Source organism: Paenibacillus artemisiicola, assembly GCF_017652985.1.
GTDB classification, from domain to species: domain Bacteria; phylum Bacillota; class Bacilli; order Paenibacillales; family Paenibacillaceae; genus Paenibacillus_Z; species Paenibacillus_Z artemisiicola.
This window is the reverse complement of record NZ_JAGGDJ010000011.1, coordinates 95,058-110,133: the sequence shown is the minus strand read 5'-3', so window position 1 is coordinate 110,133 and position 15,076 is coordinate 95,058. Positions and strand designations below refer to the sequence as shown.

Below are 15,076 nucleotides of genomic sequence, written 5' to 3'. Positions count from 1 at the left end.
GGCGGCTCGTTTTTGTCCGCTGGCGCGGACAAGACTTGGTGGCGGCGTTCTTCCGCGGCTGGGTGCCTGATGTTAGTTTGTGGGGGCTTGATGCCCCCTGCAACCGTCAAATTCACAGCGGTTTTGCAACCCCCAAAATTCAACCCCCAAAGCGTTTCACACCCCCCTAAATTCTCAACGTAAAGCGTTTCGCAACCCCCTAAATCCCCCTTGCCTAAGGGGGACCCCAGGGACGCCGTCCCTGGACCCGGAAGGGGCGTGCCTGCGCCGGGGCCGCCTTCGAAGCTTGCTTTGGGGGCGGCTCGTTTTTGTCCGCTGGCGCGGACAAGACTTGGTGGCGGCGTTCTTCCGCGGCTGGGTGCCTGATGTTAGTTTGAGGGGGCTTGATGCCCCTGTAACTCGCAAGGCCAATGCGTTTCACAACCTTCCTTAGGCGTTTCGCCATCCCTATCCTTTGCTGACGGTCCCAAGGCTGCGTAATCAGCGGACAGGAGTGCCGCAATTTGGCCGAAATCAGCGGATTTCCGGATTGTGCGGCCACCAGCGCCGCTATTTGCGTCTAAAGGCAGGTTTTTATGAGGGATTGGTGGCAATAACGGCGCTGGTGTCCGGATAATCCCGGATAGGGCCGTATTTAAGGAAATAGCGGAACGTGTGTCCGGCAAGCGGGGCTGTGCATCTTCAGGCTGCCTACGTAGCCGCTATGATTCATTCTCCGCGATCGAGACTTTCCCCGTTAATCGCCGCGGCTTGTTCGTTTCCCGGCTACGCCGCGCATGCCCGTCGGTGAACCCTTTGACTCCATCCGTGCATCCAGTCAGCTGGCCTTCAAGTGAGCGCAACTTATATGCCTATCCAAGCGTCAACCTATTTGTTACATAAAAGTAAATAAATAGATCGGAGGCGAGGGAGTGAAGAAACGCTTCGCAGTCGTCGCTGTAGCCAGCCTGGCAGCGGGCATTATCATGGGGGCCGGATTCGCCGGGCAAAAGCCGATCACCTTGATCGTGAACGGCATGACGCAGCAGCAGTGGCCGCTTCAGGATTTGCCGGCGCCGCGAATCGTCGATGGGCACGTCATGATTCCGGCCGCTTCGCTGACGCGGACGTATCGGGAAGACGTGGAATGGAACGGCGACACCCGCAGCATCGAAATCAATCCGGACGTATGGCAAGCGGGCGGCTTCGGATACAAGGCGGCGGACTGGCCGAAAGCGCGGAACGTCATTTACCGCTACTTGCTCGCCGTTCAAGAGCCCGGTTCGGACCCCGCGGCCTATGTAAGCCCGACCTTCAAGTCCGATGCGGTATGGGACGGGGTTGCCGTGATGGATATTCAATTCCGCGACGGCAAAGAAAACGAGACGACGTATACGGTAAGAGTCGCGACCGTGAATTATTACGCGGACCAAGATACGCTGTTCAACGCCGTCAGCGACTACACGATCGATAAGGAGACGCTGAAAATCGTTCGGATCGCGAGCGCCCCGGGCGGCGGCCGGTTCCGCGAGTATACGGTACTGCCGGGCATCGAGTTGATTACGCAAATGGAAGGGTGACGAGCGGCGGTTCCGGCAAAGGCCGGGGCATGCGATCGGCCCGATAGCGGTAGAAGGAGGTTATGCCTTGTCGATGGTTAAGCGAATCGTGACGTTGGTTGCTATCCTTGCGATGCAATTCCCCGGGATCGCCGCGCAAGCGACTGCGGCCGTAAGCGAGGAGGTAACGGTGGATGGCATTTACATGACCTTTCAAAAAGAGCCTATCGTCGTCGACGGGACGATGATGGTGCCGTTTCGGGAGCTGTGCGGCATACTGGGGATGAACGTGCGATGGAATGGGGAGAAGAAGATCGCCACGGCGACAAGCGGCGGGCTTAGCTTCGTATTGAATTTGAGCGTTCGCGGCTTGAAGAACGGCACGCCCTTCTTGCAACGGCAAGCGCCGTTTCTGAGCGGCAGCGGCGTGCTGTACGTCTCTTTGCGTTCCGTCGGAGAGGCGGCGGGGATTGCCGCAGGCTGGGATTCGCTGACGAAGACCGCAACGGTCGCAACCGCAAACGGCGCTCCGAAGCCGTTGACCCGGAAGGAAATCCTTCAAACCGATTGGCTACGGGCGGATTGGACCAAGGAGCAAATGGAAGAAGCGGGATTCGACAAGGAGGTCGACGAGTCGGGAGCAGAGACGACGTACACGGACGGAAGCGTCACGTATACGTACTTTGATTTCGACCGCGATCCGACGCCGGGGGCGGTGGACGTCCGCGATGCGCTCGCGGGACCGCGAGGCATTCGGACAGGCGATACGTTCGAGCAGGTCATGTCCTCGTTTCCTCAATACCGGGATTGGCGGGAAGGGTTAGGCATCTTTTACGGCAAGTCCGACCCCTACAAAGGCTATACGATCGGACCGACCGGTTACGTCAAAACGTACGACGGCGAGAAGGAAGTAACGTTATGCGCCGAGGACCGTTATCCGTTCATGCGCATCTTTTTTCATTCCGGCGTCGTATCCCACTTCACCATCTATTTGATCGATGCGTCGCATTAGTGACGGCGATCGAACGGCCGACGCCGCCGGATTCGGCACGATTCCGCCGCCCCGCCATACCAAAAAGGCCGCCGAACCCGGCGGCCTTCGTCGTTATCCCTGCGGGAAGAACGCCGGCAAATACGCCCGGTTCGCTTCCAGCATTTCGTCCAGCATCGGCGCGGCTACGTTCACGTTCGGTACCAGCGGGTGGTGGACCATCGCCTGCAGCGCGATGTCGCGGTCGCCGGTGACGGCCGCCTGGATGGTCAGGCGCTCGTACGTTTTGACGGCGTGGATGAGCCCCTTGACGTTCTCGGGCACCCGCGTGAGCGGTAGCGGCAGCGGACCGTTCTTCGTCACGAGGCAGTTGACCTCGATCGCCGCGTCGTCCGGCAGGAAGTCCAGCGTGCCGCGGTTCGCGACGTTCAGCGTCTGGATGTCGTTCGTGCCGTTATGGAGCGACTTCATCAGGTTGACGGCCGCCTCGGAATAGAACGCGCCGCCGCGCTGCTCCAGCTGCTTCGGCTTCTCGGCGAGGTCCGGGTCGGCGTACAGCCGGAACAGTTCGTCCTCGACGCGCTTGACGACCGCGGCGCGGTTGCCGTCGCGGCGAAACGCCTCCTGCTGCTCCGCGAGCATCTCGTCCGTCATGTAGAAATACTTCAAATAATACGAAGGCAGCCCGCCCAGCGAGCGGATGAACCGCGGATTCCAGCCGGTCGACGGGACGTTCTTGCCGGTGAAGCCTTCGGTCTGCCCGAGCAGCTCCGGCAGCTTGTCGTCGCCGTTCACGTCGACGCGCGTCACCCAGTGCAGGTGATTGAGGCCGACGAACTCGGTATCGATCGCGGACGGCTCCGTCCCGTACGTTGTCGACAGCCACTTCGTCAGGCCGATCGGGGCATTGCACAGGCCGATGCTGCGCACGCGCGAATGCCGCTGGATCGCTTCGGTCACCATGCCCGCGGGGTTGGTGAAATTCAGCAGCCACGCGTTCGGCGCCAGCTCCTCCATGTCCCGGCAAATGTCCAGCTGCACGGGAATGGTCCGGAGCGCCTTCAGCATGCCGCCGGGGCCGGTCGTTTCCTGGCCGATGACGCCGTACTTCAGCGGGATCGTCTCGTCGCGGCCGCGCGCCTCGAGCATGCCGACGCGCATCTGCGTGCTGACGAAATCCGCGTTCTTGACCGCGGCCCGGCGGTCGGTGGTCAGATGGACCTCGATCGGGAGCCCCGACCGCTCGACCATGCGCTTGGCCAAGGCCCCGACGATGTTCAGCTTATGCAGGCCGGCGTCGATGTCGACGAGCCAGAGTTCCCGGACGGGCAGCTCGGCATGGAACCGGATGAACCCTTCGACCAGCTCGGGGGTGTACGAGGAGCCGCCTCCGATGACGGCGATTTTCAGCCCTTGTTTCTTCATGTATGGTCACTCCTATCCAATCTTGTGTGCGTAAAGCTGCTAGCGGGAAAGGCGGTCAAATGGCGATCTCGTCGAAATGGCCCAAGGCGCGCATGCGCGCGTAGACGTCCGCCGATACCGTCCGGCCGTCCGCTTCCATCGCCGACCAGACGGCGCCGAATACGGGATCGACCGTCAGCTTGACGACCGAGGCGCCGGGGGCGACGGCGCGCACCGCGGTCTCGATCGGGCCGCGGATCCAGCCGCCGCGGTCGCCGCGGGTCACGAGGCTGCCGGCGAGCACGACGTCGAACGCGTCCCGCCCCATGCCGAGCCGCCGGGCGACGGCCGCGGCGGACCGGCCGAGCTCCTCGCCCTGCGTCCGCAGAATCGCGAGCGCCGTCTCGTCGCCGGCTTCCGCCGCGTCGAACAGCAGCTTGGCCGCGTCGACCGGCACCCGCTTGTCGTGGTCCAGGAAATCGTGGAACATCGTCTCCACGTCGGGGTACCCCAGCAGCGCGAGCAGCGGCTCCGTCAGGCGCGTCGGCCGCTCGCGTCCGTCCCAGGCCCGGACGACCGAGCGGAACACTTCGACGCTGAGCGAGCCGCCGCCGCCGAAGTCGCCGTGCATATAGGCGAAGCCGCCGACCTGAAGATGCTCGCCCTGCTTGTTGCGCCCCGCGCAGTTCGTGCCGGTGCCGCAAATGACGGCGATGCCGTACGGCCGGTCGGTGCCGGCGCGAAGGCCGATGATCGTGTCGCATTCGATGGAATGGCGCGGGAGGCCGACGGCGGCGACCATGGGCCGCAGCACGCGGTAGTCCGCTTCCCGGTCCGCGCCGGCGAGTCCGAAGTAGGCGTGGCGCACGTCGTCCTTCGCGACGCCCGCCTGCCGCAGCGCTTCCTCGGCCGCCTCCCGGATGCTGCGCGCCGCGCCGGCGGCGTCGATCTGATGGTTGCCGTTGCCGCTCCGGCCTTTGCCGAGCGGGCGGCCGTGCTCGTCGGTCAGCAGCGCGTGCGTCTTGGTGCCGCCGCCGTCAATGCCGAGATAATACGTCATGGCGATTGCTCCTTATCGGGTAGAGTGGAATTCGCGGCCGCGGGAGCCGTCGTCTCGCGGCGGAGCAGCTCCGCCGCGAGGCGGCCTCCGCCGGTCCGCTTCGGCGCGCCGTCGATCCGTTTCAAGAGCAGCGAGACGGCTTCGGCCGCCATCCGTTCGGTCGGCTGCCGGACGGTCGTCAGGCACGGCCGCAGCATGGTCGCGATCCGCTGGTCGTCGAAGCCGACGACGGACACGTCCTCCGGCACGCGCAGGCCGGCCCGCTGCAGCGCGTTAATGACGCCCGCGGCGATGTGGTCGTCGCCGGCGAACACCGCGCCCGGCAGCTTGCCCGCCGCGGCCCAGCGGCTCGCTTGCTCGTAGCCGAACGCCGCGGAATAGTCCCCGGCGGCCAGCTCGAACGGCTCGAGCCCGGCTTCCCGCAGCGCCTGCAGGAAGCCGCTGCGCCGTTCCCGCGTGCTGCGGTACGGCTCGCTGCCGCTCAGATGCGCGATCGCCGTATGGCCGAGCGCGATCAGATGCTTCGTCGCGGCGTAGCCGCCCGCGAAATTATCGACGTTGACGGCGAACGCGTCGTGCTCCGCCAGCTGGTTGTCGATCAGCACGAACGGGATGCTGCGGCGGTTCATTTCGTCGATGTAGGGCGATTCCGCGAGCGGCGAGAGCAGCGCGATCCCGTCGACGCGGTCCTCCTGCAGGAGGTAATGGATATCGCCCGGACCGGGACTCGCGTAGACCGAGACGGCGAGGAAATACCCGCTGTCCGCCAGGATGCGGTTCATCTCGCCCGCGATCGCGTCGAAGAACGAGTCCTGCAGCGTGGGCAAAATCAGCCCGACGACGCCGGTCTTGCCCCGCGCCAGGCTGCGCGCCGCGGCGTTCGGCCGGTAATCCAGCGCCTTCATCGCCGCGAGCACCTTCTGCCGGTTCGCCTCGCGCACCGATTCCGCGCCGTTCAGCACGCGGGAGACGGTGACGACGGATAGGCCGGCTTTTTTGGCGACGTCGAAAATGCTGACTTTCATGCGGCCTGCATCAGCTCCCTTCACTAAGGGTCGGATTCGCAAAGTTTAAGCGCTTTAACTTTCGAGGTAAAAAATAAACCCTCTCAACGCGGCGCGCGATGCGGAGAATATCTTTACGGCATTAAAAGTTTAAGCGCTTTAACTTTTGGGTTATGCATTCATTGTAGCGAAGCGGGCGGGGATGCGCAATCGCGAAATTCGGGGGCTGAACCCCATCCTCAACGCCTGTCGCGGCTCCTCCTAATGAACGATTGAAATCGTCGAAAATCCCGGCTACACTCATCGTATTGATGGGCAAAGGATGTGATGCAGCGTGTATAGCGCGATTGAACGCAGGGCTGCGGGCGCGGCTCTAATTCGGAAGTCTCGATTCATCATTGCCGGAAGCGGGCGCAGGCGCGTCAAGTCCGCGCCCGCTTCCGGCTTACCCTTACGCCAACGGAGGCCGAATCGACTATGAGCGACTATCGCAATCAATGGGAAGCTTTCTTCGACGCGCATGCCCCGCATTATATGGAAAACGGATTTACGGCGAACACCGAGGCGGAAGTCGCCTTCATCGTTGAACAGCTGCAGCTGAAACCGGGCGGCGCCGTCCTCGACGTCGGCTGCGGCACGGGCCGGCACGCGATCGGGCTGGCGCTGCGCGGCTGCGCGGTCACGGGCGTCGACCTGTCGGCGGGCATGCTGGCGGAAGCCCGGAAGGCGGCCGACGCGGCCGGCGCCGACGTCGAATGGATCCGCTGCGACGCGACCGCGTTCGTGCCGGCGAAGGCTTACGACGCGGTCGTCTGCCTGTGCGAAGGCGCGTTCGGCCTGGTTGGCCGTGACGAAGATCCGGCGGCGCACGACATGGCCATTCTCCGCGGCGTCGCGGCCGCGCTGAAGCCGGGCGGCGGGTTCATCCTGACGACCTTGAACGCTTACGCCAAGCTGCGTTCGCTGACGCAGGGAGACGTGGCGTCGGGCCGCTTCGATCCCGTCACGATGCTGGAGCACTGCGTGGAGGAGCTCGATCTGCCCGAAGGCAAGCGGCGGGTGGAGATCAAGGAACGCCGCTACCTGCCGGCGGAGCTGACGCGCATGTTCGCGGAGGCGGGCCTCGCGGTCGAGCATGTCTGGGGCGGCACGGCGGGCCGGTGGAACCGCGGCCCGATCGGGCTGGACGAGGTTGAAGTGATGCTCGTCGCGAAGCGAACGTGACGCATACGGGACTGCCGCGCGGGCGGCGGTCCCGTTTTGCCGTCGGCCGTCGGCCGCGCGGGGCGCGGGTCGCGCGGCAGGCCGGATTTTTGCAAGAGCCGCGTCCGTAATGGTATGGTGTAAGTAGCAATCCTAGGAGGATACTCATGGCGAAGGTAAAGAAGAGAAACAAGCAAATGGCCAATCTGTCGCTCGGCGCGATGGCCGCGGGCTTCGCGGCTACGCTGCCGTTCCGCGGCGGCGGGCTCGGGCTGCTGCACGCGGGCTTCGAGGCCGGCGTCATCGGCGGGCTGGCGGACTGGTTCGCCGTGACCGCGCTGTTCCGCCATCCGCTCGGCATTCCGATTCCGCACACGGCACTGCTGCCCCGCAACCGGAAGAAGATGTCCGACGGCATCGTGCGCGTCCTCGAAGAGCGGCTGCTGGCGAAGGAAAGCATGCTCGAGAAGCTGCATCAGGTCGAGCTGGCCGAACAGCTCCTGCCGGTCGTGCGCGGCGCCCTGCGTTCGGCGGTCGCCAGCGAACGGCTGCCGCTGCTGCTGGCGGACGTGCTGCGGAGCGTGGACGCGGACCGGATCGTCCCGCTGCTGTCCGGCGAGATCGAGGCCGCGGTACGGCGGATCGACCTGGAGGCGGCGCTGCGCGGCTTCATCCGCAAGGCCGAGGAGGACGGGACGGACGAGCGGATGCTCGATCTGCTGCTGGAGCGCGCCGAGACCTGGGTCGCCACGGAGGGCATGCAGCGCGAGCTGGGCAGCGCGGTAATGACGCTGATCAAGGGGCTCAACCTCGGCGGCTTGATGTCGTTTGCCGTGAACGCGTTCATCGGCTACCTCGAGGAAGACAAGCTCGGGGCGATGCTCCAGCAGTTCGCGCTCTCCAAGCTCGCCGAGCTGAAGCTTCCGGGGACGGAGCGCCGCCGGATCGTCATGAGCAAGCTGCGCGAAGCGCTGGATACGCTCGTGACGCGGCTTGCGGAGTCCGGCCGGCTGGACCTGATGCGCGAAGAGCTGCTGCAGGCGTTCGACGTCGAGAGCGAACTGCGCAAGCTGTTCGAGCGCCTGCGGGAGAAAGGGCTCGAATTCTTGCGCGCGCCGGATTTCGGCGAGAAGGCGTGGCCGGCCGTCGAGGGGATTCTCGACCGGATCGAAGCGAACGAAGAGCTGGTGCGGGACGCCGAGCATTGGCTGAAGAAGCAGGCCGCGGCGCTGATCGAGCGCAACCATGCCCGGATCGGCTCGTTCGTGAAGGAGAATCTGGACCGGCTCGACAACGACCAGCTCGTCGAGCTGATCGAGGACAAGGTCGGGCAGGACCTGCAGTGGATCCGCGTCAACGGCGCGCTCTGCGGCTTCCTGATCGGCCTTGCGCTGCGGGGCATCGAGATGGCGACCGGGAACGTCTGATTCCCGGGCCGCCCGCGCGGCGGACCGGGGGCCGGACCGGGCGAGCGTGACGAAGCCCGGCCGCAGGCAGCCCCTGGCAATCGCGGTAATTACGGAAAAAGGCCATAAAGTGAGGTAGCGCGAGATTTCTGAAGATCGCTGCCTTTGTAAGCGTTATATTTGCGTTCGTTGCGCGCACAGCGGGATGGAGTGCGCACGGGATTCCTTTACAAACGGCAGGCTCTGGCGTAACATGAGTCATGCTTAACAACGTAATCGACAACGCTGAATTTCCGAACAGGAAAACGGGGGAACCAACGGCATGTCAAGTCCTTCCGAAGCCGCGCGCTTCAAGGCTTGCCATCAGGGGTGAATCCCGGGCGGAGGCGCATGGCCTCGCGTCCCGGGTAGGGCGGCTCTCATGTCCGAATCCGACAGCTAACCTCGTAAGCGACCGAGAGAGGCGACGAATGTGCGTGCGAACAGCCACTTTGGATATAGTGTGCCTAGAAGCCGCGAGAAGCGTTCTCTGAATTGGAGGCCGTCTTTCGCTGGCTTCTTTTTTGACGTCCGTTTTCGTGTCGAGCATAAGATTCCAGGCAACATGCAAATTTATAGGTATAGGCATGAAAGGGGTACAACGTTATGGCCGGCTACCGGCGACAAACTCCGGAGGAACTGCTGTTATCCATCTCCAAAATCCACCGCGGGCGTCTGAAAATTTACGTGGGCGCCGTCAGCGGCTCGGGCAAAACCTACCATATGCTGCGCGAAGGCCAGACGCTCAAGCAGCAGGGCATCGACGTGGCCGTCTGCGCCGTGTCGACGATGCGGCGCCCGGAAACCGTGGAGCAGCTGGCGGATTTGGAGCGCATTCCGAGCATCCGCTGGATGAAGGGCGACGTCGAGAAGAAGGACCTGAACCTGGATGCGATCCTCGAGCGCAACCCGGAGGTGCTGCTCGTCGATTCGCTCGCGCACGAGAACCGGCCCGGCGCCAAGTTCCCGACGCGTCGCGAGGATATCCGGTTCCTGCTGAGCCGCGGCATCAGCGTCATCACGACGGTCAACGTCTACGAGCTGGAGGGCGTGAAGGAGCAGGCGCAGAAGCTGACCGGCATCGCGCCGGAGTGCACGGTGCCCTCGGATCTGCTGGAGATCGCCGACGAGGTGCGGCTGATCGACGTGTCGCCGGAGACGATCCTGAACCGGCTGAGCGAGGGCCGGCTGAACAACGTCAAGGACCCCGAGCTGCTGAAGCGCGGCAACGTCGGCAAGCTGCGCGAGCTTGCGCTTCGCCTCATGGCGGAGGGCGTGAACGAGTCGCTGGAGAAATACCGCGAGGAGCAGGGCTTTATCGGGCCGTCCGGCGCGTCCGAGCGGATATTGGTCGCGGCGCAGTACCATATTAACGGCTCGATCTATATCCGCCGCGGGCAGCAGATCGCGAAGCGGCTCGGCGGAGACCTGCAGGTCGTCGTCTTCACGGACGCCTCGCAGGAGCCGACCAAGGAACGGGAAGCGTTCAAGAAATCGATTTTGAAGCTCGTCGAGAAGGTCGGCGCGGGCTTCCGGGAAATCACGATCACGAGCCGGAAGCAGGTGCCGCGCGCGCTGATTCGCTACGCCATGCTCATCAACGCGACGCGGATCGTCATGGGCCATTCGAAGCAGACCCGCACCGAGGAGCTCCGGCAGGGCTCCATCGCCCGCAGTCTGCTGAAGCACGTCCGCAACATCGACGTCTTCTTCATGGCCGATCGCGCGGAGCACGAGGGCGAACGGGTGCTGCCGACGAAGCGGGCCGTGCCAAAGCCGCCGTCCGAGCCGTACCGCCGCTTGAGCGAGCAGGAGGTCGAGAAGAAGATCGAGCGCATCCGCCGCGGCCGGTTCAAGGTATACATCGGTGCCGCGCCGGGAGCGGGCAAGACGTACATGATGCTGCGCGAGGGCAACGACCTGCTCCGCAAGGACATCGACGTCGTCATCGGCTTCGCGGAGACGCACGGCAGGCCGGACACGGAAGCCCAGATCGGCAAGCTCGCCGCGATGCCGCGCCTGAAGGTCGAAGCGAACGGCTCGCAGGCCGAGGAGATGGACGTGGCCGCGATTCTCGCGCGCAATCCCGAGGTCGTGCTGATCGACAATCTGGCTCATCGGAACGCGCCGGGGAGCCGCAACATGCACCGTTACGATGACATCCGCGAGCTGCTGGACGCGGGCATCTCCGTCATCGCGACGCTGAACGTGCAGCACTTGGAGAGCCTGAAGGATTCCATCGAGAAGATTTGCGGCACGACCGTGACGGAGACGGTGCCCGACCAGGTGCTCCGCCTGGCGGACGAGATGGAGCTGATCGACGTCGCGCCGAGCGCGCTGCAGGAGCGGCTGAAGGAAGGCCGGATCTACGGTCCCGACAAAATCGAGGAGAAGCTCGCGGGCGCCTTCAAGACGGGCAACCTGATCGCGCTCCGCGAGCTGGCGCTGCGCGAAATCGCCGACGACGTGGATGAGCGGCTGGAAGCGTGGGAGCGCAACGGCTCGCTGCGCGGCCCGTGGCGGCGGCACGAGTCGATCTTCGTCGCGGTGACGACGAGCCCGAACGCGGAGCGTCTCATCCGCCGCGGCTTCCGGATCGCCCACCGCCTGAAGGCGGAATGGCACGTCCATTACGTGCGGACCGAAGGGGACCGCTCCGAGACGTGCACCAAACGGATCGAGGAGATGAAGGCGCTGGTCGACCGGCTCGGCGGCCGTTTCGAGACGCAGAGCGGCGTGTCCGGGAACCATGTCGCCGACGCGCTGCTCGCGAAGGCGAACGAGCTGAAGAGCACGCAGATCATCCTCGGCCAGTCCCGACCCGGCTTCTGGCAGCGCATGACGCGCACGCCGGTCATCGATACGATTTTGCGGGAAGGCCGCCATATGGACGTGCTCGTGGTGGCGGACTTCAATCCGAACATGGCGCTCGGGGAAGAGGACGAGTAGGGAATAGGCGTCCGTAACCGGTAAAGGCCGGTCCGGCAGGGTTCCGGCGCCGATTGCTATCGCATTCATTTAGACGTTAACGTTCATACATTCGTAGGTACGTTCCGGTTGCGGACGTACCTTCTTTGCGTTCGCCGTGCGGCGCAGGGTGCCCGGCGCGGACGGAAAGGAGCATACGACGGCGCGACGGCCGTGGATTAACGGTGCAAGGAGCCGGACCTGGCGTGCCGAAATCCGGAAGATCCCGGTAACTATGTTAGGTTTACTAACAAAATTTAAAAAATTAAATTGAAATTCTACTAGCATCCTTGGTAGAATCGTATCAGAATCCGAATGATCGAGGGGGAACCACCATGAAGAAACGAATTGCGTTAGGTATTATTACGTTAATAACCGCCGCATTGCTGTCGGGCTGCGGGGCGAAAACCGAAACGACCTCTAATAACGCAGCGGACAACGGCAGCAGCGCGTCCGGCGGCGGGGACGAGACGACGTACCAATTCGCCAGCGACGCCAGTTACCGCCCCATGGAGTATATGGACAAGGACGAGCTCAAAGGCTTCGACATCGATTTCATCGCGGCCGTCATGAAGGAAGCCGGGCTGAAGCACAAGGTGAGCAACGTCGGCTGGGACGCGATGCTCGAGAGCGTAAAGCAGGGCACCGAATATCAAGCCGGGGTGTCCAGCATTTCGATCACGGACGAGCGCGCGCAGACGTATGACTTCTCCATGCCGTACTTCGAATCCGTGAACGTGATCATGGTGAAGGAAGACAGCGACATCAAGAGCGCCAAGGACCTGGAGGGCAAGAAGGTCGCCGTGCAGAGCGGGACGACCGCCGATACGCTGATGACCAAGATCATGGGCGAGGGCAACACCGACCTGAAGCGCTTCGACAGCAACGCGGTGGCGCTGCTGGAGATGGATCAAGGCGGGGCGGACGCCGTCGTGGCGGACATCGCGATCGTGCGGGACTACATCAAGACCAATCCGGACAAGAAATACAAAGAAGTGCAGGACACCACGGACTTCACGCCGGAGTATTACGGCATCGCGTATCCGAAAGGAAGCGGGCTGAAGGCCAAGCTGGATCCGGCGATCAAGACGGTCATCGAGAACGGCACGTACGCGGACCTCTACAAGAAATGGTTCGACGAGGAGCCGGACACGGCGCATTTGCTGGAAACGAAATAAGGGACGGATAGCGGAGCATGCGTAATCGAACGTTGCGCATGCTCTTTTTGTCTCGTCACCAAGCAGGAGAAAGGGCGAATCGGCATGGATTTCAGATTCGATATCATCGAAGATTACTTCCCCCTGATCATGCGGGGGACGTTATACACCATCTGCATTTCGTTCGCGTCGATCATCTTAGGCTCGATGCTCGGCCTGGGCGTCGGCCTCGGCAAAATGTCGCGGTTCCGGGCTCTCCGCTGGCCGATGCAGGCGTACATCAACTTCTTCCGCGGGACGCCGCTGCTCGTGCAGATCTTCATCGTGCACTTCGCGTTCGTGCCGCTCGTCTACGGCAAGACGAACTCGGTCGCCGCGGCGGTCGTCGCGCTGTCGCTCAACGCGGCGGCGTACACGGCGGAGATCTACCGGGCCGGGATCCAGTCGATCGATAAGGGGCAGACGGAGGCCGCCTTATCCATCGGCATGACGCATTGGCAGGCGATGCGCTTCGTCGTGCTGCCGCAGGCGGTCAAGCGCATGATCCCGGCCTTCGGCAACGAATTCATCGTGCTGCTGAAGGATTCGTCGCTGCTGACGTTCATCACGGTGCCCGAGATCATGTACTGGAGCAACGCGATGAAGGCGCAGTACATCCGCGTCTGGGAGCCGTACCTGACGGCGGCGCTCGTGTATTTCGTGCTGACGTATACGCTCAACAAGCTGTTGGTATGGATCGAAAGGCGGGTGCAATGACGATGGCGGCGAAGCCGATTATTCAAGTGAAGGCGTTGTCCAAGGCGTTCGGCAAGCACGAGGTGCTGAAGGGGGTCACGGTCGACGTGGCGCCGTCGGAGGTGCTCGTCGTGATCGGGCCGTCCGGCTCGGGCAAGTCGACGTTCCTTCGCTGCCTCAATCTGCTGGAGCAGCCGACCGGCGGAGAGATCGTCGTCGACGGCACGCCGCTGCTCGCCAAGGGCACGGACATCGTCGCGGTGCGGGCGGAGCTCGGCATGGTGTTCCAGCAGTTCAACCTGTTCCCGCATCTGAAGGTGCTGGACAACCTGACGCTCGGGCCGATGAAGATTCGCAAATGGACGGCCGCGAAGGCGCGGGAGAAGGCGCTCGGGCTGCTGCGCAAGGTCGGGCTGGAGCACAAGGCGGACGCGTATCCGGCCTCGCTCTCCGGCGGCCAGGCGCAGCGCGTCGCGATCGCCCGGGCGCTCGCGATGGAGCCGAAGATCCTGCTCTTCGACGAGCCGACCTCGGCGCTCGATCCCGAGATGGTGGGCGAGGTGCTCGGCGTCATGAAGCAGCTCGCGAAGGAGGGCATGACGATGGTCGTCGTGACGCACGAGATGGGCTTCGCCCGCGAGGTCGGCGACCGGGTGCTGTTCATGGAGCAGGGCCGCGTCGTCGAGGAGGGCCCGCCGGAGGCGCTGTTCGAGCGGCCGCGGGAGGAACGGACGAAGGCGTTTTTGTCCAAGGTGTTGTGAGGTGCAAACGAATGAAGCCAGCCGCGCATGGGGGACCGTCGGTCCTTCGCGTCGCGGCTTTTTTTGTTGCGCGCGGAACCCGCCGGAGGATCGCCGAAATTCGTCATTGACATGACAAAAATATCCATATAACATACGTTATATAACGGATGTCATTATTCATGCGTTTAACGATTGCCGTTCACGATTCTAACGATCAACGTAATTAACGACGCGGAGAGATGCCGATGCCCCCAAAAGCGGAAATCACGAAGGAAAGCGTCCTGAACGCGGCCTTCGACCTCGTGCGGGAGGAAGGGTTCGAAGGGCTGACGACGCGCCGGGTCGCGCGGCGGCTGAATTGTTCGACGCAGCCGATCTACAGCGTGTACGGCAGCATGGAGGCCGTCAAGGAAGACGTGTTCGGCCGGGCGGTCCGGTTCGCGCTGGCCCGCATCGAGACGTACGAGAACGCGGACAACGAGCCCGTCATGAACATGGCGATCGGCTGCCTGCTGTTCGCGAAGAACGAGAAGCGGCTGTTCCGGGCGATCTTCCTTTCCGAGTACGGGTCGTACGACAACAACAAGCTCTACGAGGCCATGCGAGCGGCGTTCCTGCAGCTCGACGACCGGTTCGGCGACATGGAGGAACGCCGCTTGCGGCGCCTGTTTTTGAAGCTGGCGATGTTCTGGGTCGGCATGGGCGCGATGATCAACGCAGGAGCGCTGGAACTCGACGTCGAGGAAGCGACGAAGATGATCGAGGAGATGTACGAGGCGTTAAAAGCGCAGGAAGGGTTGGCTTGAGACATCATTCCATAACCGAGGAG

At 63.4% G+C, this 15,076-nt stretch carries 12 protein-coding genes and 1 riboswitch; of the genes, 9 read left to right on the top strand and 3 right to left on the bottom strand.

The features are described from left to right. The first annotated feature begins 911 nt into the window (after window positions 1-911). Window positions 912-1,559: a hypothetical protein gene (locus I8J29_RS15840; protein ID WP_208848514.1), complete on the top strand. Its 648-nt coding sequence runs from the start codon at window positions 912-914 to the stop codon at window positions 1,557-1,559. Window positions 1,560-1,632: 73 nt separating this feature from the next. Further along, a complete protein-coding gene (locus I8J29_RS15835; RefSeq protein ID WP_420831126.1) occupies window positions 1,633-2,550 on the top strand; it encodes a copper amine oxidase N-terminal domain-containing protein in 918 nt (305 codons plus the stop codon). Window positions 2,551-2,643: 93 nt separating this feature from the next. On the opposite strand, the gene I8J29_RS15830 is transcribed toward I8J29_RS15835, so the two are convergent. Genes I8J29_RS15830 through I8J29_RS15820 form a run of 3 tightly spaced genes read right to left on the bottom strand, consistent with a single transcriptional unit; the run spans window position 2,644 to window position 6,018 of the window. Next, window positions 2,644-3,954, bottom strand: a complete 1,311-nt coding sequence (locus tag I8J29_RS15830; protein WP_208848512.1) for a 6-phospho-beta-glucosidase — start codon at window positions 3,952-3,954, stop codon at window positions 2,644-2,646. 55 nt (window positions 3,955-4,009) lie between these two features. After that, a complete protein-coding gene (locus I8J29_RS15825) occupies window positions 4,010-4,993 on the bottom strand; it encodes an N-acetylglucosamine kinase (protein WP_208848511.1) in 984 nt (327 codons plus the stop codon). Beyond that, the gene (locus I8J29_RS15820; RefSeq protein ID WP_208848510.1) at window positions 4,990-6,018 is read right to left on the bottom strand and encodes a LacI family DNA-binding transcriptional regulator; all 1,029 of its coding nucleotides are present in this window, start codon (window positions 6,016-6,018) and stop codon (window positions 4,990-4,992) included. Before I8J29_RS15820 ends, I8J29_RS15825 begins: the two co-directional genes overlap by 4 nt. 456 nt (window positions 6,019-6,474) lie before the next feature. Here I8J29_RS15820 and I8J29_RS15815 point away from each other — a divergent pair, with 456 nt between their 5' ends. From I8J29_RS15815 to I8J29_RS15785, 7 genes are all read left to right on the top strand, one after another. After that, entirely contained in the window at window positions 6,475-7,221 is a 747-nt protein-coding gene (locus tag I8J29_RS15815; RefSeq protein WP_208848509.1) for a class I SAM-dependent methyltransferase, read from the top strand. 146 nt (window positions 7,222-7,367) lie between these two features. Continuing rightward, window positions 7,368-8,627 (top strand): DUF445 domain-containing protein, encoded by a 1,260-nt coding sequence (locus I8J29_RS15810; RefSeq protein ID WP_208848508.1) that lies wholly within the window; start codon window positions 7,368-7,370, stop codon window positions 8,625-8,627. A 252-nt stretch (window positions 8,628-8,879) separates the two neighbouring features. Continuing rightward, a riboswitch (cyclic di-AMP (ydaO/yuaA leader) is annotated at window positions 8,880-9,074 on the top strand. A gap of 177 nt (window positions 9,075-9,251) precedes the next feature. Then, a complete protein-coding gene (locus I8J29_RS15805) occupies window positions 9,252-11,594 on the top strand; it encodes a histidine kinase (RefSeq protein ID WP_208848507.1) in 2,343 nt (780 codons plus the stop codon). Window positions 11,595-11,947: 353 nt separating this feature from the next. After that, entirely contained in the window at window positions 11,948-12,790 is an 843-nt protein-coding gene (locus tag I8J29_RS15800) for a basic amino acid ABC transporter substrate-binding protein (RefSeq protein ID WP_208848506.1), read from the top strand. Between the two features lie 84 nt (window positions 12,791-12,874). Beyond that, entirely contained in the window at window positions 12,875-13,525 is a 651-nt protein-coding gene (locus I8J29_RS15795; protein ID WP_208848505.1) for an amino acid ABC transporter permease, read from the top strand. Window positions 13,526-13,542: 17 nt separating this feature from the next. After that, on the top strand, window positions 13,543-14,265 hold the full coding sequence (locus I8J29_RS15790; RefSeq protein WP_208848553.1) for an amino acid ABC transporter ATP-binding protein: 723 nt from the start codon (window positions 13,543-13,545) through the stop codon (window positions 14,263-14,265). 227 nt (window positions 14,266-14,492) lie between these two features. Next, entirely contained in the window at window positions 14,493-15,053 is a 561-nt protein-coding gene (locus tag I8J29_RS15785; protein WP_208848504.1) for a TetR/AcrR family transcriptional regulator, read from the top strand. The last annotated feature ends 23 nt before the right edge of the window (window positions 15,054-15,076 follow it).